This window comes from Corynebacterium sp. HMSC035E02 (assembly GCF_001836065.1).
In the GTDB taxonomy this organism is placed as follows: Bacteria; Actinomycetota; Actinomycetes; order Mycobacteriales; family Mycobacteriaceae; genus Corynebacterium; species Corynebacterium hiratae.
Genome location: NZ_KV827377.1, coordinates 1 through 19762, shown reverse-complemented (window position 1 = coordinate 19762; position 19762 = coordinate 1). Strand labels below are relative to the sequence as shown.

Here is a 19762-nt window from a genome sequence, read left to right as displayed (position 1 = left end):
GCCGGTAAAGCGGGTGGGGCCGAAGTACACTTGGTGCAGGCCTGCGAGTTCGGTGGCGTCGGCTGGGTCTGCACCGAGCGCGCGAAGCTCATCGGGTGTGCCAGGTATGTTTTCCACCAGCGCAATCCCCAAGTTGCGGAGGCGGAGGTAGGTTTCGATATCCCCCATGGGCACGAAGATTAAAGCAGCACCCGCAGCCTCGCAACCGGAGGAACAAAATCCCTGCTTAGAAGGGATGCGTCACGTGTAGTGGGGAGATTGTGGATCACAGGTCGGGATAAGCGCCAAACACGGGCTCGGAACTGGCATGAGAAAAGCCCCTCAGGGGAGGGGCTAGATGCGTGTGCTAACCGCGGTCGACGGCGCGGTTGCGCAGGGCGCGGGCGAGGCGGTCACGCTGCTCGGTCACGGCGCGGCGCAGGCCACCGGCCAGATCGCGGGAGAGAAACTCATCGGCGCGGTCGAGGGTCTCCTGGCTGACATCCCAGCGCGGGAACAACCCGGTCACCGTGGTCAAGGCAATCTCGTTGGACTGCGCGGACCAGATCTTTTCCGCCACGTCGAAGAACTCTGCACTCGGCAGGAGCTCGTCGGCGCCTACGAACGTCAGGCCCGCCAGCTTCGACTCCAAGTCGCGGTTGCCCAGCTCACCGGCCACAATCTCGTCCCACACCGCGCGCTTGTTGTCCTCGGTGTTTACGGCAGCCAACGCCTTAAGCGAGGCCTGGTAGCCCGTCGCGGTGTTATCGCGTTTGAGTTCCTCCGCCACCGCCGTCATGGCGGCGCCGGCGGCCTCGGGGCCGGTGACGTCGGCAAGCGAGCCATCGGCGATAAGCGCGGTGAGCACCTTCCAGCGCAGGCCCGCATCCGAGGAAGTCTGAAGGAGCTCTTGGAAGAAGGTGCGGGAGGCGTCGTGAAGCTTGATGCCAGCCAGCGCCTGGGTGAAGACGATGGAGCGCTCGGCGTTATCGGAGCGGGCGCCGTCAAGGAGGGCGTCGGCAAGCTGCGTATCCTCCTTTGCCCACTCGGGGTCCGCATAGGTGGACTGGGCCGTTGCGGCCTGGGAGAGGATGCGCTCCAGCACGGCGAGCTCGGTCTCCGCCGCCGCGCCGCGGGCGACAAGCGCCACGAAATCGCGGGCGCGCATGGTACCTGCCCGGGTCATCTCCCAGGCGGTGGACCAGCACAAAGTGCGGGCCATGGGGTCCTCGAACTTGTCGATATTCTCCTGCAGGAACTGCAGGGAACCGGCGTCCAGCTCGATGAGGCAGTAGGTCAGGTCATCGTCGTTAGGCAGCACAAAGTCGATGTCCGCCTGCTTGCGGCCAATGAGTTCCGGAATCTCGGTAAAGGCGCCATCGATATCCATCTCGATGCGCTCGGTGCGCACCACCTTCTCTCCTTGCAGGGCGTAGACGCCGACGGCGACGCGGTGGGTGCGCAGAGTATCGCCACGTTGGGTGAGGTGGGCCTGTGTGATGGTGCCGGACTCGTCCGTCTCCAACGCCACACCCAGAGTGTTCACGCCCGTGCTCTTCAGCCACTGCTGTGCCCAGAAGGACAGGTCGCGCCCCGAGGCCTCCTCGAGGTGACGCAGCAAATCCCCGAAGGTGGCGTTCGACCACTGGTGTTCCTGGAAGTGGCGGCGTACCCCGGCGAAGAAGTTCTCGCGGCCCACGTAGGCCTGCAGTTGCTTCAGCACCGACGCCCCCTTGGCGTAGGTGATGCCGTCGAAGTTCTGCTCCACGGTCTCAATGTCAGAAGCATCCGTGGAAATCGGGTGCGTCGTGGGCAGCTGGTCCTGCTGGTAGGCCCACGCCTTCTCCACGTTGGCAAAGGTCACCCACGCGGTGTCGTACTGGGTTTCCTCCGCTTGGGAAATCGCCGCCGACCAGGTGGCGAAGGACTCGTTGAGCCACAGGTCATCCCACCACTGCATGGTCACGAGGTCACCGAACCACATGTGCGCTAGCTCGTGCAGGATGGTGTCCGCGCGGCGCTCATACTTGTAGTGCGAGGCTTGCGACGTAAAAACATACTCGTCGCGGATGGTCACGCAGCCGGCGTTCTCCATTGCGCCGGCGTTGAACTCCGGAACGAAAATCTGGTCGTACTTGCCAAAGGGGTAGGCAAAGCCGAAGTTGCGGTGGTAGAAATCAAAACCCTGCTTGGTCTCCGTGAACAGGCGCTCGGCGTCGAGCGAATCCAGCAGCGAGGGGCGGCAATAAATACCCAACGGCACCTCAACGGTTTTAGCAGGCGAGCCCTCCGGGTGCTCCGCCAGCGTGCCCGTCCACGTATCCGTCACGCCCACATACGGGCCCGCACACAGAGCAATCAGGTACGTCGACAGCGGGTAATCCACCGCCGCGCGCACGGTGTTGCCTGAACGCGTGATGGGGGAGTTCGTAATCACTGTCCAGTGCTCCGGAACCTCAAGAGCCAGCGAGTACGTAGCCTTCAGATCCGGCTGGTCAAAGCAGGCGAAGACGCGCTTGGCGTCGGCAGTCTCGAACTGGGTGTAGAGGTAAGCCTCGCCGTCGACCGGGTCGACGAAGCGGTGCAGGCCCTCGCCCGTGCGGGAGTATCGAATCTTCGCCACGACCTTCAGCTCATACTCCGCCACCTGCAAACCCGACAGCGGGATCCCGTACGTCGGGTCATAAGCACTGGTGGGCAGGGGAGCGCCGTTTAGGCGGACCTCGAGAAGCTCGTCACCGCGCAAGTCAATAAACGTAGAACCGGCCTTCTTAACTCGGAACTTCACCACCGTGGTGGAGGTGAAAAACTCTTCCCCAGTGAGGTCGAGGGCGACGTCGTAGTGGCTTACCTCCAGCATGCCGGAGCGCTGCTGGGCTTCCTCGCGGGTGAGGTTAATCGAGGTCATGTAGGTTACTCCTCTTCGTCGGTGATTAAGTCTCTGCACCAGCGTAGTCACACGCCTAGGGTGGGGTGCCACAGACTACACAAGCAAAGGAGATTTACTGTGGCCCAACAAGTAACCTTCTGGTTCGACTGCTCCTGCCCCTTCGCATGGCTGACCTCGCGCTGGATTAAGGAAGTGGAGAAGGTCCGCGATATCGAGGTGACCTTCCAGCCGATGTCCCTCTCCGTGCTCAACAAGGGCCGCGACTTGGACCCGGAGTACATGAAGATGATGGAGGCCAACTGGGGCCCTGCCCGCGTAGCAGCCAAGATTGCCGTGGAGGCCCCGGACAAGGTCGACGCCTTCTACACCGCCATGGGCACCCGCATCCACACGGAGGGCCAGGGTGGCAAGAAGGGTTACGGCGCCTACGACGACATCATCAAGCAGGCGCTTGACGACGTCTCCCTCCCCTCCACCTTCGCCTCCGTGGCCAACACCGAAGAGATGGATGAGAAGCTCACCGAGTTCCACAACCGCGGCATCTCTGAGGTTGGCGATGAGGTCGGCACCCCGGTGGTGAAGTTCGGCGATACCGCTTTCTTCGGCCCGGTCATTACCCGCGTTCCCACCGGCGAGGAAGCCGGCGAGCTTTTCGACGCCTCCGTGCGCCTCGCCAAGTTCCCGTACTTCTTCGAACTCAAGCGCTCCCGCACCGAATCCCCGCAGGTTTAGTGCGTGGGATGGCCCACAGGCCGGTAGGATGTGGGCCATGCGCGTTTATTTAGGAGCAGACCACGCAGGGTTCGAGATGAAAAACATCATCGCCGAGCACCTGAAGAAGCAGGGCCACGACGTCATTGACTGCGGTGCCCACGAGTACGACGCCGAGGATGACTACCCGGCATTTTGCATTGAGGCCGCGCTGCGAACCGTCAACGATCCGGGCTCGCTCGGCATCGTACTGGGCGGTTCCGGCAACGGCGAGCAGATCGCCGCGAATAAGGTGAAGGGCGCGCGCTGCGCCCTGGCGTGGTCCCCGGAGACCGCACGCCTGGCCCGCGAGCACAACAACGCCCAGCTCATCGGTATCGGTGGCCGCATGCACTCCGAGGAGGAGGCACTCGCGATCGTGGATGCCTTCCTGGATCAGGAATGGTCCCGTGCTGAGCGCCACCAGCGCCGCATCGACATTCTTGCTGAGTACGAGCGCACCAACATTCCGCCGGAGCTTCCGGAGGCCTAGTTCATGTCCTTGGGGTGAGTGCCGCCGCGGCCCTCTTCCCCGAGGTCAAGATCAGTAATCGCAGCCATCTCGGATTCATCGAGTTCGAAGCCGAATACATCGAAGTTCTGCGCGATGCGCTCCGGGTTTTCGGACTTCGGGAACACGATGACGCCATTTTGCAGGTGCCAGCGGATGATCACCTGGGCGGGGGAGACGCCATACTTTTCGGCAGGCTCGGTGATTTCCGGCTGCTCGAAAAGGTCCGTCTTACCCTGGCCTAGTGGGCCCCAGGCTTCGATGTGCACCTGGTGGGCGCGGAAGGCATCGAGCTCACGCCAGCGCTGTAGGTAGGGGTGCAGCTCCACCTGGTTGACCACGGGGGTCTCATCAGTCTGGGTTTCTAGCTGGTCCAGGTGCTCGAGTTCGAAGTTGGAAACACCGATGGACTTGGCCTTGCCGGCCTTCTTTAGTTCAATGAGCTGCTTCCATGCCTCGACGTAGTGGCCGTTATCTGGGCAGGGCCAGTGGATGAGGTAGAGGTCCACGTAATCGAGACCTAGCTTCTCCAAAGACTCGTCGAGAGCTGCGGCCGCATCAGTCTGGCGGTCGTTCCACAGCTTCGTGGTGATGAACAGCTCCTCGCGGGGGATGCCGGACTTGGCAATCGCGCGGCCCACACCTTCCTCGTTGCCGTAGATGGCAGCGGTGTCGATGTGGCGGTAGCCCACCTTGAGGGCTTCGAGGACCAGTTCCTCGGTCTTGTCGGGTTCTACCTTGAAGACACCGTAGCCGAGCTGGGGGATGGTGTTGCCGTCGTTGAGTTCAATAATGGGTACAGTCATGCGGCCCACTCTACGTAGGGGCGGCGCATTCTGACAGAAAAGATGCATGGCCAGGCATGATGCGGCGGCAAAACAAGCCATGGGCGCTAACGAATGTGAAAAACGACTGAAGCCGCACCGGCTACCTAAAATAGGTGGTCAATGCAGCTTTTCGTGGAGGGAATGACGGGAATCGAACCCGCGTCTTCAGCTTGGAAGGCTGAGGTATTAGCCACTATACGACATTCCCACAACCGGCAATCTTCAACTTTCAAGGCCTTGACTTTGAAAGCCGTTGAATCGGCGTGCCGATTACTTTAGCGCACGTGGTCGCTGAAAGGAAAATGGGAACTTAAGCGGGGTAAAGCGCGTTACTTTGAGTAGGTGTACAAGCAAAACAACACATAGTTCAACACGCAATTCAACTCTGAGATGAAAGTGGTGCTTTCGTGAGCTCGTTATTGCTCCTTATCCTCGTCGTCGGTGGCGGCGCATGGTTCCTGTCCTCGCGCAACGGGAAGAAGCAGCAAGAGCTGCGTGAATCCCAGCGTTTTGAGGACGCGATGGCGGATGCACGCCGCTGGACCGAGCGCCTTGGTGGACAGGTCATGAACTTAAGCGGAACGGACACCGCCTCCCAGCAGGCCATGGCGGATGCGTCCGAGCGTTTTACCGCCGCGAACTCTGCGATTTCCCAGGCCACGACGGTCAAGCAAGCACACCTAGCGCGCGAATCTGCGCTGGAGGGTCTTTACTATGTTGCGGCCGCCCGCGAGATTATGGGCATGGATCCGGGCCCAGAGCTGCCGCCGCTGGAGGGCCAGCGCCAGGCCGGCAAGGTGACGGAGACCCGCACGGTGGAGGCAAACGGGGAGACGCTGACGGCGTCGCCAAGCGCATCTGCAGAAACCCCCAACTACTACCCGGGTGGTGTCGTAGCAGGACGCCCGGTCCCGGCCGGTTGGTACTCACGCCCGTGGTGGGCTGACGCGTTGACCACCGGCGTGTGGATGGTGGGCTACTCCATGATGTTCAACGCGATGTTCGCGGGCATGTCCGGCGTTGGTTACTCCGCCGCAGCCGCAGAAAGCGGTGACTGGGGCGGAGACATGGGCGGCGCCGACGGCATGGACCCCGGTGCCATGGATGGTGCCGGAGACATGGGCGCCGGTGACGCCGGGGGAGGCGAGGAAGGCGGCTTCTTCGATGGCCTCTTTGGCGGCGACGGGGGTGATGGCGGAATGTTTGATTTCGACTTCGACTTCTAGCGCTAAAGCTGCCCCTGACGTGGGGAAACAAAGTTTAATTGGGGCCGGTGTTGGGATAGTCAAGCAGCTATCGGTACACTAGCCCCAGTATGAAGCGCAGCTGCGTGCGGAACTTCCGGGCGCAGAGGCTTTCCATACGGGGCGTGGCGCAGCTTGGTAGCGCACCTGCTTTGGGAGCAGGGGGTCGCAGGTTCAAATCCTGTCGCCCCGACGTATGGGGGCCTGGACACTCATCCAGGCCCCTTAATTTCATCTTTGAACGATCACAATCAGGAGAGTTTCTCGTGAAGACCACCGTAGACAAGCTGAGCGATACCCGCGTCAAGCTCACCGTCAACGTTCCGTTCGCTGAGCTGGACAAGGAAATCGATCAGGCCTACGCGGCGATCGCGCAGCAGGTTTCCATCCCGGGCTTCCGTAAGGGCAAGGCTCCGCGCCAGCTTATCGACGCCCGCTTTGGTCGTGGCCCCATCCTCGAGCAGGTAGTCAATGACATGTTGCCGTCCCGCTACGAGCAGGCTGTTACCGAAAACGATCTCAAGGTCATTGGTCAGCCGGAGATCGACATTGCCAAGCTGGAGGACAACGATTTTGTCGAGTTCACCGCTGAGGTAGATATCCGCCCCGAGTTTGAGGTACCGGACTTCTCCAAGATCTCCGTTAAGGTGCCGGCGCTGGAGACCTCCGAAGAGGACGTCGACAAGGCGCTTGAGGATCTGGCTTCCCGCTTCGGTGAGCTCAAGGACACCAAGCGCAAGATGAAGACCGGTGACTACGCCATCATCGACATCACCACTGAGGTTGATGGCACCAAGCTCGATGAGGCTTCCCACGAGGGTATGACCTACCGCATCGGTGACGACAACCTGATTAAGGGTCTCGATACCGCACTGCGCGGCATGAAGACCGATGAGGACAACGAGTTCACCACCACCATCCAGTCCGGTGAGCACGAGGGCGACGAGGCCACCGTCAAGGTCCATGTCCAGCAGACCAAGGAGCGCAAGCTGCCGGATCTCGACGACGAGTTCGCACAGATGGCCTCCGAGTTTGACACCATCGACGAGCTGCGCGAGGACACCAAGACCCGCGTCGAGGAGTCCAAGAAGTCCGAGCAGGCTGCCGCCATCCGCGATGAGGTCCTGAAGGCCGCTCTGGCAGAGGTTTCCTTCGAGCTGCCGTCCTCCATCGTTGATGAGCAGGTTCACGCTCAGCTGCACCAGGTCATGGGTCAGCTGGCTCACGACGAGAAGGCTCTGGCCCAGCTGCTTGAGGCACAGGGCACGACCCGCGAGGAGTTCGACGCTGATGCTCGCAAGTCCGCTGAGGAATCCGTTCGCACCCAGCTCTTCCTCGACGCCCTGGCTGAGATCGAGGAGCCGGAGGTGTCCCAGCAGGAGCTGACCGACCACATCCTGTTCACCGCGCAGTCTTACGGCATGGACCCGAACCAGTTCATCCAGCAGCTGCAGTCCAGCAACCAGCTGGGCAACCTGTTCTCTGACGTTCGCCGCGGCAAGGCCCTGGCAACGGCTATCTGCCGCGCCGAGGTTACTGACGAGGCCGGCAACAAGGTTGACGTTGACCAGTACTTCGGTGAGATCGAAGAAGAGGACGCTGCTGAAGCTTCCGAGGAGAAGTAATCTCCCGCTTGTAACGCGCTGCTGCCACATGTGTGGTGGCGAGCGCGCATGAAACCCCGGATTCAGGTAACTCAAGGATGAGCCTGAATCCGGGGTTTTGTCATTGTGAACGCCCTCTAGGAGTCTTTGAGTACTTCGTAGAGGGCGTGATGGGTGTTGGCTAGGGATATCGCTAGCCGTTCGTGGCTCTACCGGCCTCGTCGGTTAGCTGCAGGAAGCGCATGACGTAATCCTTGACAAAGTCTGCGGTACGTTGATTGAGATGTCCGGACTCTTCGAAAAGGGTGGGGGATTGGCCCAGAAATACTTCGGGCTGACCAGGGAGCGGCATATCGAAGTAGGACAGGGCGAGGCGAAGGTTCTTCTGTGAACTGTAGCCGCCCATGCGGCCTACAGAGTGGCTAATGATACCTGCGGGAAGGTTCTTCCACGCCACATCTGAGTTGGGCTTAGAGCCGATGTCCACTGCGTTCTTGAGGCAGGCAGGGATAGTGCGGTTGTTCTCTGGCGTAATGAAGAGGATCCCGCTCGAGTTCTTGATGGTCTCGCGAAAGGTGGTGTACTCAGCCGGAGTGGGCTTGTCCGTGACGGCGGGGTCATCGTAGTCGAAGTCATAGAGCGGCAAGTCACGGATTTCCACGATGTTTGCCTCGTAGTCTTCAGGGATCATCGTGAGCACCTCGTGTGCAATCTTGCGTGCAAATGACTCTCGGCGCAGGCTGCCGACGATAACGCTGATACGTGGGGTGGTCATGGTAAACCTTCTTTCTTAGTTGGGTGTAGGGAGACGTGGTCAAGGGAGAAAAGGCTTGCAGCCAAAGGCCGGTGGTGGGCCGGCAGCGTGGGCGGCGGTGAGGAAGCCATCTACTTTGTCTCCTTCTTCATGGCGGAAGTACAGTTCGATGAGTCCTAGAAGCCCCCCGAGGACGGCCTCTCGTGCGGCGGATGTATTCAACAGCCGCATGGCTGCGGGTTGGTTTCCTTCGCGGATGGCTTCAAACAGCGCGATGGTCTCAAGCCAGCTTCCTTGGTCCGGTCGCGGAAAAGGTTTAGAAATCCCAGTCATCATCACTCGTTTCTTCAGCAGTACCAATGACATAGGAGGAACCAGATCCAGAGAAGAAGTCATGGTTCTCATCTGCTCCGGGGGCTAGGGCGGCGAGGATTTCTGGGTTCACTTCCGTTTCTTCGGGCGGGAAATAGTCCGGGTAGCCCAAATTCATGAGTGCCTTATTGGCGTTATAGCGAACGAACACGGCTACATCATCCATGAGTCCCAAAGGCTCATATAGCTCGCCGGAATAGTCCAGCTCTAGTGCATAAAGCTCTTCGAGCAAAGAAATGGTGAAATCATGCATCTCCTTCTGCCGTAGCGGGGTCGTGGATTCAAGACCGCGCTGATATTTGTAACCCGAGTAGTAGCCGTGCACTGCCTTGTCACGCAGAATGAGGCGAATCATGTCTGCCGTATTTGTCAGGGTGGCGTGGACAGAAAAGTGCAAGGGAAGATAGAAACCCGCGTAGAGAAGCAATGAGGAAAGCAGCGTCGATGACACCTTGCGTTTGAGTGGATCCGGCCCAAAATAGTGCGCGAGCACTTTCTTGGCGCGTGCCTGGAGAAGGTCGTTATTCACCGCCCAGCGGTATGCTTCATCAATTTCCTTTGTACTGCTCAGGGTAGAAAACACTGAAGAGTATGAACGGGCATGGACTGACTGCATGAAGGCGATGTTGGTATACACGGCCTCCTCGTGTTCGGTGCGGGCATCTTGAATCTGACAGATTTCTCCCACAGTGGCCTGGACAGTATCCAGGGTGGTGAGTCCCGTGAACACCCGCATGGTGAGGTTGCGTTCCTCGGGTGTCATCTTCTGCCACGCCGGGAGATCATTAGAAAGCGGGACCTTCTCTGGCAACCAAAAATTGGCGGTGAGACGGTTCCACACTTCAAGATCCTTGTCATCGCTCACCCGGTTCCAATTGATGGCGCGGATGCGGGCTGAAGGATCATGCCGGTAGCTCGGCGGAGTAACTGAAATGCTGGTTAGTTCAGCACTGTTTGATGTTGAAGACATAGCTTCCTTCTTTCTGAGTGAATGGTTGTAGACAAGGGGAGGGCCGTGCTCCTACAAAGCACAGGAGACGCAGCCTTCGACCTCGGTTCCTTGGAGCGCGGATTGGCGTAAACGGATGTAGTAGAGGGTCTTGATTCCGGCTTTCCAGGCATAGATTTGTGCCTTGTTGATGTCCCGCGTGGTGGTATCAGCGGTAAAGAACAAGGTCAGGGAAAGTCCTTGGTCCACGTGTTGGGTGGCCATGGCGTAGGTGTCGATGATTTTTTTGTATCCCACGGCGTAGGAGTCATCGAAATACTCCAGGTTGTCGTTGGTCATTTCCGGCGCGGGGTAGTACACGCGCCCCAAGCGGCCTTCCTTGCGTATTTCAATTTTGGAGGCAATCGGGTGGATGGACGCGGTGGAGTCATTGATGTAGGAAATTGATCCAGTGGGTGGAACTGCCTGCAAGTAGGCGTTGTAGATGCCGTCTTGCATCACTTGTTTCTTGAGCCGTAGCCAATCCTCGCGTTGAGGAATCTGCACGCCTGCTTCATGGAAGAGCTGTTTTACGTGTTCAGTGGCTGGCACCCAGTCTTTGTCGATGTATTTGTCAAAGTAGGCGCCAGTGGCATAGGTGGATTCTTCGAAGCCTGTGAATCGTTGACCTTTTTCAACCGCGAGTGCATGGGATGCGCGGAGCGCATGGTAGGTCACCGTGAGGAAATAGATATTTGTAAAGTCCAGTGCCTCGGCGCAGCCATAAGGAATACGCTGTGAAGCAAGGAAGCCGTGGAGATTCATTTGGCCCAGACCAATGGCATGCATGGAGGCATTTCCGTGAGCGATGGAAGGAACAGCTTCGATATTCGTCAGGTCTGAAACCTTCGTGAGGGCACGTACTGCGGTTTCGACGGTCTCCCCAAAGTCCGGTGATTCAAAAGCCTTCGCAATGTTGAGCGAACCTAGATTGCAGGAAATATCCTGGCCGACGGTGGTGTAGTCACCCGAAGCTCCGTAGGTCGATGGCGTGTTGACCTGGAGGATTTCACTACACAGGTTGGACATATTGATATGTCCTTTGAGGGGATTAGCGCGGTTGACCGTATCCTCAAAGAGGATGTAGGGGTATCCGGATTCAAACTGAAGCTCAGCCAGCGTGGTGAAAAACTCGCGGGCCTTAATGGTCGTGTGAGAAATTCGCGGATTGGCAACCAACTCGTCGTAGCACTCGGTGATGGACATGTCAGACATGGCTACGCCGTACTCGCGAGCGATGTCATACGGGCTAAAAAGATGCATATCCTTGTTCTCTTTGGCCAGCCGGAAGGTTATATCTGGAATAACAACCCCCAGCGAAAGAGTCTTGATGCGGACTTTCTCATCGGCATTTTCCCGCTTGGTATCCAGGAAGCGAAGAATATCTGGATGGTGCGCATGCAGGTAGACGGCTCCAGCGCCCTGCCGGGCGCCCAATTGGTTGGCATAGCTGAAGCTATCTTCGAGAATTTTCATGACTGGGACTACGCCGGAAGCCTGGTTCTCAATCTTTTTGATCGGGGCTCCGGATTCGCGCAGATTGCTCAGCAACAAGGCCACTCCACCACCGCGCTTTGATAGTTGCAGTGCAGAGTTCACGCTGCGGCCAATGCTCTCCAGATTGTCTTCGATTCGCAGAAGGAAGCAGGAGACCATTTCGCCGCGCTGGGCTTTGCCTGCGTTGAGAAAAGTAGGGGTGGCGGGCTGGAAGCGTCCGGTCATGATGTCATCCACCAGCTTTTCTGCGAGCTCTTCGTCGCCCTGTGCAAGGTATAAAGCTGTGGTGGCGACACGTTCTTCGTAGCCTTCTAGGAATCGGGAGCCATCAAAGGTTTTCAGTGCATATGAAGTAAAGAACTTAAATGCGCCGAGGAAGGTGCGGAACTGGTGTTTAGCTTGGTGTGCTCTGTCGTACATGGCGCACAGAAAGGCGTCATCATAAAGCTCAAGGAAATCCCGCTCGTAGTACTCGTTATCAACCAACCATTCCAAGCGTTGCTTGGTGGAATCGAACTGTTGCATGCGGGGAGCGACATGGTGTGTGACATAGTCTTGTGCTGCCTGAATGTCCTTGTCAAACTGGATTTTTCCAGAAGCGTCGAACAAGTTCAGCTGCGCGTTGAGTGCGTGGTAGCTTTTGCGCTTGCCGACACCGCCGGCATTGTCTGCTGAAACGGTGCGGGGCGTAGTGCCATTAGGTTGTGTGGGGGTGGCATCGAGAGGCCACATTGTGTTTTCCAATCTGTGTGATGCGGATGTGTTCTTCATCTTGTGGGGGATTAATGGGGTGTCATCGTTAGCTGCTTTTGCTGCTCCCAAAACTTTTGAAGGCCCTGCTTTACGGTGGCAATGTCCTTCTGGGTGCCGAGAAGCTCGAAGTGATACAGCTCGGGTACGTGGCACTTGGCGGAAATGATGCGTCCGGCGACGCAGTAAGCACTTCCGAAGTTGGTATTCCCTGAGGTAATAACGCCCCGGATAAAGGAGCGGTTGATTGGGTCATTGAGGAAGTCGATGACCTGTTTGGGGACTGCGCGTTTGAGCGAGCCTCCGCCGTAGGTGGGAACGATGAGTACGTACGGGTGTGAAACCTGGATCATCCCGGTTTTCTTGGGGCGCAGTGGAATGCGCACCGCGGGTCTATCTAAGCGTTCGACGAATCTTTTTGTATTTTCTGAAACGCTAGAAAAATACACCAAATCTGGTGAGTCTGACATAGCAATCCTGCTCATCCTGGCCTTAGCCATAAGTGGGATAGGTGATATTCGAAAAGACTAACTACGCAATGGCGTAGTTGCAACTACGGCCCAACGTAGTTTTGAAAAGGGCAGGTGAGAGTAGGATTAATGCAAAGGGGAAGGTCTAACGGCTGTGGTGTGCTACAAACACTGCGTCGGTAGCTGGGCGTCCAAGCACTACCCACTGAGTGCTGCCGGCCACCTGTATTTCGAGAGAGTCTGAAAAGGGCGCTCCCTCGCGCGTGCTAAGAACAGCCCCAGTGACAATGCCGCGCTCTTCAAGGAATTTCAGCAGTTCTGGGTCGGAATCAGAAATGCGTTCCACGGTCACTTGCGGTTGTGCACCGCTGTCGGTGAGACGGTGTGCACTGGGGATTGTGATCTGTCCATCAACCGTAGGGATAGGATCGCCGTGCGGATCCCTAGTGGGGTAATCAAGGAACTTATCCACACGTTCTATGAGCATGTCGGACACCGCGTGTTCGAGATTTTCGGCTTCATTATGGACTTCGTCCCAGGTGTAGTCCAATGCTTGAACCAAAAAAGACTCAAGCAATCGGTGGCGGCGCACCATGACCAATGCGTACTGCCTGCCAAGTTCGGTTAACTCCACAGAGCCATAGGGCGTGTGTGACACGAGCCCTTGCTTCGACATTTTGCGCACTGCATCGGAAACCGAGGAGAGCTTGAGTCCCAGCTGTTTCGCTATAAGTGTGGCGGTAACGGGCTCGGATGACCATTCTTTTAGCCCCCAGATAGCTTTCAAATAGTTCTGGGTACTGGTGGACAGCTCGGAAACAGACATGAGTAAATGTTAACCCAGCTTCCGTATGTGCCTTTGGCGCTGTGCCCCAACGCTTATAGCGAACAGAGGCCAAGTTTGAGAGGAATGCCGGTAAGGTGGGGCCAGTTAAAGCATTCTTCACTTCAAGGAGAACCACTAATGTCTGAGAATATTTCCATGGACTCATCCTCAACGGGTATGAACCTGGGTGATAGCGTCTATGAGCGCCTTTTGCGCGAGCGCATTATTTTCCTGGGAACCCAGGTGGATGATGAGATTGCCAACAAACTGTGCGCCCAGATCCTCCTGCTGTCCGCAGAGGACCCCACTCGCGATATTTCGCTTTACATCAACTCCCCGGGTGGCTCCGTCACCGCGGGCATGGCCATCTACGACACGATGAAGTACTCGCCGTGCGACGTGGCTACCTATGGCATGGGCCTGGCTGCCTCGATGGGCCAGTTCCTGCTGTCCGGCGGCACCAAGGGCAAGCGCTACGCGCTGCCGCACGCGCGCATCATGATGCACCAGCCTTCCGCTGGTGTGGGTGGTACCGCCGCAGACATCGCCATCCAGGCCGAGCAGTTCGCGCAGACCAAGCGTGAGATGGCTGAGCTCATCGCTGAGCACACCGGCCAGACCTTCGAGCAAATCACCAAGGATTCGGACCGCGACCGCTGGTTTACCGCCCAGCAGGCCAAGGAATACGGCATCGTCGACCACGTCATCGAGTCCGTCAACGGTCCTATCACCAACTAGGGAACAAGGAGTTTTATCACTATGTCTAACCTTCAGATGCCTTCTTCCCGCTACGTTCTGCCGGAGTTCATTGAGCAGAACGCACAGGGATCGAAGACCACCAACCCGTATTCCAAGCTTTTTGAAGAGCGCATCATCTTCCTGGGCACCCAAGTCGATGACACCTCTGCTAACGACATCATGGCGCAGCTGCTGGTCCTGGAATCCCAGGATCCGGACCGCGACATCACGATGTACATCAACTCCCCGGGTGGCTCCTTCACCGCGCTGATGGCCATCTACGACACGATGCGCTACGTGCGTCCTGACGTGCAGACCGTCTGCCTGGGCCAGGCTGCTTCCGCTGCCGCCGTGCTGCTGGCAGCCGGTGCTCCGGGCAAGCGCGCCGCTCTGCCGAACTCTCGCGTGCTGATTCACCAGCCGCGCACGCAGGGCACGCAGGGCCAGGTCTCTGACCTTGAGATCGAGGCCAACGAGATCGAGCGCATGCGCCGCCTCATGGAGGAGACCCTGGCTGAGCACACCGGCCGCACTGCGGAGCAGGTGCGCATCGATACCGACCGTGACAAAATCCTCACTGCGCAGGAAGCCGTCGAATACGGTCTTATCGATACCGTCTTTGATTACCGCAAGCTCAACGCATAGCTGAATAGACGAATTCAGCCCCGCTTTCGGATGTTTCCGGTAGCGGGGCTTGACGTCGTTATAAGGCTCTTAGCTCTCGTAGGGAGGCAGGATAGCCTCCGGGGACTCAGGCAGGATCTGGCCGCCGTCAATGATGATGGTCTGTCCCGTTATGTAGCCTGCCTCGCGGGAGGCGAGGAAGGCCGCGGCGTTGCCGATATCGCGCGGGGAACCTAAGCGGTGCATGGGGACGGAGCGTGCCATTTGGTCGAGGTACTCCTGGCCTTGGCCCTCCAAACCCTCGGTGAGGATGTTGCCTGGCAGAACACCGTTGATGGTGATGCCATCACGGGCAACTTCCAGTGCCGCGGAGCGCATGAAGCCTTGTTGTGCGGCCTTCGAAGCGCCGTAGTGCGCCCAGCCTGGGTAACCGGTGTGCGAGCCGGTGATAGACGTCGTGATGACGATGCGCCCGTAGCCCGCTTTCTTCATGTAGGGCAGTGCTTCCTGCACCACGGTGAACGTGCCGTGCGTATTGATGGCGAACATGGCGTCCCATTGCTCGTCGGTCATGTCCTCGAGCGGGCAGTTGGGGAAGACACCGGCGTTGGAACAGACGATGTCGATGCGGCCATAGCGCTTGACGACGTCCCTGTAGAGGTTGCGGACGGAGTCGCGCGAGGTGACGTCGACAAGCAGGGCGTCCGCCCCGAGTTCCTCGGCGGCCTTCTGGGCGGCCTCGAGGTTGAGGTCGGCGATGACGACCGTGGCACCTGCTTCGCGCAGAGCGCTGACGATGCCGCGGCCGATTCCGGCGGCGGCGCCGGTGACGATGGCGACGTGGTCCTGAAGATCAAACATGTGGTGCTCCTCAGCGGTTGGGTCTGTGTGCGCCCTCCAGCCTAGGCCGCCACAGGCTGGGGTGCTGTCTGCTTGGTGGTTGCCGTGTAGGCGCGCACACCGATGAGGGAGACTGCTGCAAGTACTGCGGTGACACCAGCAAGGGTGTACAGGCCGGTGGGGGTCCAGCCGCTTTCGAGGAGGTAGCCCGCCAGGATGGGGGCGAGGGTAGCGCCCACGCGAGCGATGCCGATGGCAGCGCCCGTACCCGTGGTGCGCAGTGCCGAAGGGTAAGCCTCCGGGGTGACAGTGTAAAGGCCGGAGATGCAGGCGTTGAGGGTAAGACCTACGCCAACGCCGAGGGCAAACATGAGGGAAGGCACGGCGGTGGAGTTAATGAAGCCGACGAGGACGACGGAGGAGATGAGGCAGAAGACGATGAGCAGGGGGCGGGCGTCGATGCGCGTGGTGAACAGGCCAAAGAGGATGGCGCCGATAGCACCGCCGAAGGAGAGCATGATGCCGCCGATGATGCCCTGCTGGGCGGTAAGACCCTCAGCGGTGAGAAGCTTCGGGGTCCACTGCGAGGTGAAGTTGTAAGCAAACATGATGAAGCTAAAGGCCAGCCACAGCTTGATGGAGGTGCGCAGGAATTGCGGCGAGACGAGGTCCTTGTAGGAGGCCTTGTGGGCGGTGCGGGGGCGGACGCTGACCTCTCCCGTGAGGCCGAGTTTGGCAGCGATGGTACGGACAGAATCCATGCGGCCGCGCGCGGCCAGGAAGTCGGCGGACTCGGGGACAAAAGCAACGGTGAGGAGAAGAGCGGCGACGGTCAGTGCTGCCCCGACCCAGAAGATGGGCTGCCAGCTATCGAAGGAAGAGGCGACAACGCCGCAGAAGGAGGCACCGAGGCCATAGCCGGAGGCGTAGATGGCGACGGCCAGGCCGCGGAAGCGCAGGTTGGAATACTCGCTGACGAGGACGGTGACGCAGACAAGCACGCCGCCGACTCCGATGCCGGTGATGAGGCGGCACAGCAACAGCAGGCTAAATGTAGGCGCGAGGGCGGTGAGCACGAGGCCGACGAGGTCAATGACGAGCGAGACCGTAATGAGGGTGGTGCGCCCAAGGCGGTCAGCCAACGGGGCGAGAAAGAGCGAGCCAAGGCCGATACCGATGAGAGCGGAGGACAGGAGCCAGCCAAGGGAAGAATCGGACAGCGCGAACTCTTCGCTGACGGTGCCTGCGCCGAAGGCCATGGCCACCATGTCGTAGCCGTCGAGGGCATTGAGGAAGAGGGCAATGGCGATGATGAGCCATTGGCGTGCGCCCATGGGGGAGCGGTCGATGAGTTCGCGGATGTCCATGAAAATCTTTCTGCTGATAGAGCGGTTTCGATGTAAGTTAGTGAACCGCTCTGTCTATGTCCACTAACTGCCGTTTTAAATTCAAGGGCGCGCCGCTGAGTGAGGAATAGCGCTCGAGTCTGAGTGGTTTACTAGAGTGGAACAAACTGCGGTAAAATCGCCCCACCATAACCCCAGAGAAAAGAGTTGAAAGGCCTTCATGGCACGTATGCAAGAAAGCGCTGACCTGCTCAAGTGTTCCTTCTGTGGAAAGAGCCAGAAGCAGGTGAAGAAGCTTATCGCCGGCGGCGGCGTCTACATCTGTGACGAGTGCATCGAGCTTTGCAACGAAATCATCGAGGAGGAGCTCGGCGCGGCTCAGGCCGAGGCGGACGAAGAGAAGGAGATGCGCCTTCCGCGTCCTTCGGAGATTTCGGCTTTTCTGGATAAGTACGTCATTGGCCAGGACCAGGCCAAGCGCGTGTTGTCGGTGGCTGTGTACAACCACTACAAGCGCATCAAGGCTGAGGAGGCCGCGGGCCTGGAGGGCCGCCGGAAGAAGGCGCAGGATGAAGAAGTTGAGATTTCTAAGTCCAACATCCTGATGCTGGGCCCGACGGGCTCCGGTAAGACCTACCTGGCGCAGACCTTGGCGCGTTTGTTGGACGTCCCCTTCGCCATCGCGGATGCCACCAGCCTGACCGAGGCTGGCTACGTGGGCGAGGACGTCGAGAACATCCTGCTTAAGCTGTTGCAGGCAGCGGACTTTGACGTGGAGCGCGCGCAGCACGGCATCATCTACGTCGATGAGGTGGATAAGATCTCCCGCAAGTCGGAGAACCCCTCGATTACGCGTGATGTGTCCGGTGAGGGCGTGCAGCAGGCGCTGCTGAAGATCCTCGAGGGCACCGTGGCGGCGATTCCGCCGCAGGGCGGGCGCAAGCACCCGAACCAGGAATTCATCCAGCTGGATACGACCAACATCCTCTTCATCGTGGCCGGCGCGTTCGCGGGTTTGGACAAGGTGATTTCGGAGCGCGTGGGCAAGAAGGGCGTGGGCTTTGGCGCCAAGCTGGAGACTAAGGATGAGAAGGAATCAGTCGACTTCTTCTCCCAGGTTCGCCCGGAGGACCTGGTGAAGTTCGGCCTCATCCCCGAGTTCATCGGCCGCCTGCCGGTGGTTGCCACGGTGGATAACCTGGACCGCGAATCGCTGGTGAAGGTGCTCGTGGAGCCAAAGAACTCTCTGGTCAAGCAATACCAGCGCCTGTTCAGCATGGATGGTGCGGAGCTGCACTTCGACGACACAGCGCTGGAAGCGATCGCTGAGCTCGCGCTCGAGCGCAAGACCGGTGCCCGCGGCCTGCGTGCCATCATGGAGGAGCTGCTCGTGCCCATCATGTATGACCTCCCGGACCGCGAGGACATCGCCAGCGTCCACATCACGAAGGACTGCGTGACTGACGGTGGCGAGCCGGAGTTCGTGTACTCGGATGAGGCGAAGGAGTCCGCTTAAACCGGCTGTAGATTTATGGCTGGGTGGTGCTGGAAAGCGTCGCTCGGCCATTTTTGCGGCTCAAACCAGAGTGGATGAGAGGAATCGACCATGGAGCTACGTGACGAACAATCACTGCAGGTGGCCAAGCTTTACTATCGCGGAGGACTGAGCCAAAGCGAGGTGGCCGCTGAGATGGGGTTGTCCCGGCCAACCGTTGCCAAGCTCTTGCAACATGCCAAAACCCGCGGATACGTCACGGTCGAAATCCATGATCCCCGTGAGGACGGCGATGAACTAGGCCAACGCCTAATGGAGCGTTATGGGCTTGAGGATGTTCGTCTCGTCTTTAGCCCTCGTGGTGATGAAGACACGCTTACAGAGGGCTTGGGGCGCGTCGGGGCCAAGATGCTCCATGAACTTGTCCATGACGGTATGAGCGTGGGAATTTCCTGGGGGAATACCATGCACGCAGTGGCGCGGCATATGCAGCCAAAAAGCGTGGCTGGAGTCGAGATTGTACAGCTCAAAGGCGGACATTCGCACTCTATCCGCGTGACGAATGACATGGATACGCTCAAGCGCATTAGTGCGGCGTTTGGAGCCGAGACTCTAAGTCTGCCTCTGCCGGTTATTTTCGACTCTGCGGAAGCAAAAGAAATCGTCGAGAAAGATAGACACATTTCTTCAATTTTGAATGCAGGGCGCCACGCTGATCTTGCGGTTTTCACTGTGGGAGCTGTCTCACGCGATAGCCTGTTGATGAACCTTGGATACCTCAGTGAAGAGGAGATCCATGTGCTTGAACGCCAGGCCGTTGGTGATGCATGCTCGCGTTTTTACACGGCCGATGGGGAGGTGGCTTCGCCAGCTATAGATGCGCGCACTATCGGCATTTCACTTTCAGAACTAAAGGCGATTCCGCAACGCTTCATGGTGGCCGGTGGGCTTCAAAAGATGGCGGCCATCGATACCGCGCTGCGCATGAAGTTGGCGACGCATGTCGTCATCGACAAAGAAACAGCGAACCGATTGCTTCAGCTTTAGGAGAAAACAAACACAAGAGCCCCTCGTGCTGAGAGGCTCTCCTTGGTGCGGGTTAAAGAACCATGGGGGCGACGATGACGCCCACAATGGCAGCATTGAGCATGTTGGTCAAGAAGCCGCCGAACAGGGCCTTAGGCCCGAGTTTCGCAATCTCGCCGCGGCGCTCCGGTACGAGGCCGCCTGTTCAGAAGACTGAAATGGTAGCGGTGT

18 protein-coding genes, 2 tRNA genes and 1 pseudogene are annotated in these 19762 nt (G+C 58.7%); 9 read left to right on the top strand and 12 right to left on the bottom strand.

What is annotated here, in order from left to right; genetic code table 11:
* Positions 1 to 346: 346 nt before the first annotated feature.
* On the bottom strand, positions 347 to 2887 hold the full coding sequence (gene pepN, locus HMPREF2635_RS12040) for an aminopeptidase N (protein ID WP_070821836.1): 2541 nt from the start codon (positions 2885 to 2887) through the stop codon (positions 347 to 349).
* Positions 2888 to 2986: 99 nt separating this feature from the next.
* Between pepN and HMPREF2635_RS12035 the strand changes: the two genes are divergently transcribed.
* Complete coding sequence (locus HMPREF2635_RS12035) at positions 2987 to 3601, top strand: mycothiol-dependent nitroreductase Rv2466c family protein (protein WP_070511991.1); 615 nt, start codon at positions 2987 to 2989, stop codon at positions 3599 to 3601.
* A gap of 37 nt (positions 3602 to 3638) precedes the next feature.
* The gene (locus HMPREF2635_RS12030; RefSeq protein WP_046647313.1) at positions 3639 to 4112 is read left to right on the top strand and encodes a ribose-5-phosphate isomerase; all 474 of its coding nucleotides are present in this window, start codon (positions 3639 to 3641) and stop codon (positions 4110 to 4112) included.
* On the opposite strand, the gene HMPREF2635_RS12025 is transcribed toward HMPREF2635_RS12030, so the two are convergent.
* Both HMPREF2635_RS12025 and HMPREF2635_RS12020 read right to left on the bottom strand, forming a co-directional pair.
* Entirely contained in the window at positions 4109 to 4936 is an 828-nt protein-coding gene (locus HMPREF2635_RS12025) for an aldo/keto reductase (protein WP_070680848.1), read from the bottom strand. The two genes, HMPREF2635_RS12030 and HMPREF2635_RS12025, sit on opposite strands and share 4 nt — an antisense overlap.
* A gap of 154 nt (positions 4937 to 5090) precedes the next feature.
* A tRNA-Gly gene (locus HMPREF2635_RS12020) sits at positions 5091 to 5165 on the bottom strand.
* A gap of 199 nt (positions 5166 to 5364) precedes the next feature.
* Between HMPREF2635_RS12020 and HMPREF2635_RS12015 the strand changes: the two genes are divergently transcribed.
* The 3 genes from HMPREF2635_RS12015 (at position 5365) to tig (ending at position 7826) form a co-directional block, all read left to right on the top strand.
* The gene (locus HMPREF2635_RS12015; protein ID WP_070680851.1) at positions 5365 to 6183 is read left to right on the top strand and encodes a hypothetical protein; all 819 of its coding nucleotides are present in this window, start codon (positions 5365 to 5367) and stop codon (positions 6181 to 6183) included.
* Positions 6184 to 6320: 137 nt separating this feature from the next.
* A tRNA-Pro gene (locus HMPREF2635_RS12010) sits at positions 6321 to 6394 on the top strand.
* Between the two features lie 73 nt (positions 6395 to 6467).
* Positions 6468 to 7826: a trigger factor gene (gene tig, locus HMPREF2635_RS12005; protein ID WP_046648962.1), complete on the top strand. Its 1359-nt coding sequence runs from the start codon at positions 6468 to 6470 to the stop codon at positions 7824 to 7826.
* 172 nt (positions 7827 to 7998) lie between these two features.
* On the opposite strand, the gene HMPREF2635_RS12000 is transcribed toward tig, so the two are convergent.
* The 6 genes from HMPREF2635_RS12000 to HMPREF2635_RS13795 all read right to left on the bottom strand — a co-directional run bounded on the left by HMPREF2635_RS12000 (position 7999) and on the right by HMPREF2635_RS13795 (position 13462).
* Entirely contained in the window at positions 7999 to 8580 is a 582-nt protein-coding gene (locus tag HMPREF2635_RS12000; protein ID WP_049154325.1) for an NADPH-dependent FMN reductase, read from the bottom strand.
* Between the two features lie 39 nt (positions 8581 to 8619).
* Positions 8620 to 8892: a hypothetical protein gene (locus HMPREF2635_RS11995; RefSeq protein WP_034655492.1), complete on the bottom strand. Its 273-nt coding sequence runs from the start codon at positions 8890 to 8892 to the stop codon at positions 8620 to 8622.
* Entirely contained in the window at positions 8876 to 9901 is a 1026-nt protein-coding gene (nrdF, locus tag HMPREF2635_RS11990) for a class 1b ribonucleoside-diphosphate reductase subunit beta (RefSeq protein WP_023020918.1), read from the bottom strand. Before nrdF ends, HMPREF2635_RS11995 begins: the two co-directional genes overlap by 17 nt.
* Positions 9902 to 9952: 51 nt before the next feature.
* Entirely contained in the window at positions 9953 to 12148 is a 2196-nt protein-coding gene (nrdE, locus tag HMPREF2635_RS11985; RefSeq protein ID WP_070680855.1) for a class 1b ribonucleoside-diphosphate reductase subunit alpha, read from the bottom strand.
* 50 nt (positions 12149 to 12198) lie between these two features.
* Positions 12199 to 12636, bottom strand: coding sequence for a class Ib ribonucleoside-diphosphate reductase assembly flavoprotein NrdI (gene nrdI / locus HMPREF2635_RS11980; protein WP_246824894.1), 438 nt, complete (start codon positions 12634 to 12636; stop codon positions 12199 to 12201).
* A gap of 145 nt (positions 12637 to 12781) precedes the next feature.
* The gene (locus tag HMPREF2635_RS13795) at positions 12782 to 13462 is read right to left on the bottom strand and encodes a metal-dependent transcriptional regulator (RefSeq protein ID WP_070512005.1); all 681 of its coding nucleotides are present in this window, start codon (positions 13460 to 13462) and stop codon (positions 12782 to 12784) included.
* A 138-nt stretch (positions 13463 to 13600) separates the two neighbouring features.
* On the opposite strand from HMPREF2635_RS13795, the gene HMPREF2635_RS11970 reads away from it, so the two are divergent.
* Both HMPREF2635_RS11970 and HMPREF2635_RS11965 read left to right on the top strand, forming a co-directional pair.
* Positions 13601 to 14200, top strand: coding sequence for an ATP-dependent Clp protease proteolytic subunit (locus tag HMPREF2635_RS11970; RefSeq protein ID WP_070517922.1), 600 nt, complete (start codon positions 13601 to 13603; stop codon positions 14198 to 14200).
* A 21-nt stretch (positions 14201 to 14221) separates the two neighbouring features.
* Positions 14222 to 14845 carry an ATP-dependent Clp protease proteolytic subunit gene (locus tag HMPREF2635_RS11965; protein WP_070447792.1) on the top strand — a complete coding sequence of 208 codons (624 nt, stop codon included), beginning with the start codon at positions 14222 to 14224 and terminating at the stop codon, positions 14843 to 14845.
* A 69-nt stretch (positions 14846 to 14914) separates the two neighbouring features.
* On the opposite strand, the gene fabG is transcribed toward HMPREF2635_RS11965, so the two are convergent.
* Positions 14915 to 15685 carry a 3-oxoacyl-ACP reductase FabG gene (gene fabG / locus HMPREF2635_RS11960; RefSeq protein WP_070821835.1) on the bottom strand — a complete coding sequence of 257 codons (771 nt, stop codon included), beginning with the start codon at positions 15683 to 15685 and terminating at the stop codon, positions 14915 to 14917.
* A 41-nt stretch (positions 15686 to 15726) separates the two neighbouring features.
* Positions 15727 to 17031, bottom strand: a complete 1305-nt coding sequence (locus HMPREF2635_RS11955) for an MFS transporter (protein ID WP_070512011.1) — start codon at positions 17029 to 17031, stop codon at positions 15727 to 15729.
* A 199-nt stretch (positions 17032 to 17230) separates the two neighbouring features.
* Here HMPREF2635_RS11955 and clpX point away from each other — a divergent pair, with 199 nt between their 5' ends.
* Complete coding sequence (gene clpX / locus HMPREF2635_RS11950; protein WP_070821834.1) at positions 17231 to 18526, top strand: ATP-dependent Clp protease ATP-binding subunit ClpX; 1296 nt, start codon at positions 17231 to 17233, stop codon at positions 18524 to 18526.
* A gap of 90 nt (positions 18527 to 18616) precedes the next feature.
* Positions 18617 to 19552: a sugar-binding transcriptional regulator gene (locus tag HMPREF2635_RS11945; RefSeq protein ID WP_049154338.1), complete on the top strand. Its 936-nt coding sequence runs from the start codon at positions 18617 to 18619 to the stop codon at positions 19550 to 19552.
* 52 nt (positions 19553 to 19604) lie between these two features.
* Here the strand turns inward: HMPREF2635_RS11945 and HMPREF2635_RS13355 are convergent.
* A pseudogene (locus HMPREF2635_RS13355) lies at positions 19605 to 19733 on the bottom strand (NupC/NupG family nucleoside CNT transporter); the annotation flags it as partial.
* Positions 19734 to 19762 lie beyond the last annotated feature (29 nt).

Bases quoted from the DNA above. Each gene is read 5' to 3' on its own strand.
- HMPREF2635_RS11945 (WP_049154338.1), top strand. From the start codon at position 18,617: ATGGAGCTACGTGACGAACAATCACTGCAGGTGGCCAAGCTTTACTAT.
- nrdF (WP_023020918.1), bottom strand. From the start codon at position 9,901: ATGTCTTCAACATCAAACAGTGCTGAACTAACCAGCATTTCAGTTACT.
- nrdE (WP_070680855.1), bottom strand. From the start codon at position 12,148: ATGTGGCCTCTCGATGCCACCCCCACACAACCTAATGGCACTACGCCC.
- HMPREF2635_RS13795 (WP_070512005.1), bottom strand. From the start codon at position 13,462: ATGTCTGTTTCCGAGCTGTCCACCAGTACCCAGAACTATTTGAAAGCT.
- HMPREF2635_RS12030 (WP_046647313.1), top strand. From the start codon at position 3,639: ATGCGCGTTTATTTAGGAGCAGACCACGCAGGGTTCGAGATGAAAAAC.
- HMPREF2635_RS11970 (WP_070517922.1), top strand. From the start codon at position 13,601: ATGTCTGAGAATATTTCCATGGACTCATCCTCAACGGGTATGAACCTG.
- pepN (WP_070821836.1), bottom strand. From the start codon at position 2,887: ATGACCTCGATTAACCTCACCCGCGAGGAAGCCCAGCAGCGCTCCGGC.
- HMPREF2635_RS12025 (WP_070680848.1), bottom strand. From the start codon at position 4,936: ATGACTGTACCCATTATTGAACTCAACGACGGCAACACCATCCCCCAG.
- HMPREF2635_RS11955 (WP_070512011.1), bottom strand. From the start codon at position 17,031: ATGGACATCCGCGAACTCATCGACCGCTCCCCCATGGGCGCACGCCAA.
- nrdI (WP_246824894.1), bottom strand. From the start codon at position 12,636: ATGTCAGACTCACCAGATTTGGTGTATTTTTCTAGCGTTTCAGAAAAT.
- HMPREF2635_RS11965 (WP_070447792.1), top strand. From the start codon at position 14,222: ATGTCTAACCTTCAGATGCCTTCTTCCCGCTACGTTCTGCCGGAGTTC.
- fabG (WP_070821835.1), bottom strand. From the start codon at position 15,685: ATGTTTGATCTTCAGGACCACGTCGCCATCGTCACCGGCGCCGCCGCC.
- HMPREF2635_RS11995 (WP_034655492.1), bottom strand. From the start codon at position 8,892: ATGACTGGGATTTCTAAACCTTTTCCGCGACCGGACCAAGGAAGCTGG.
- HMPREF2635_RS12000 (WP_049154325.1), bottom strand. From the start codon at position 8,580: ATGACCACCCCACGTATCAGCGTTATCGTCGGCAGCCTGCGCCGAGAG.
- clpX (WP_070821834.1), top strand. From the start codon at position 17,231: ATGGCACGTATGCAAGAAAGCGCTGACCTGCTCAAGTGTTCCTTCTGT.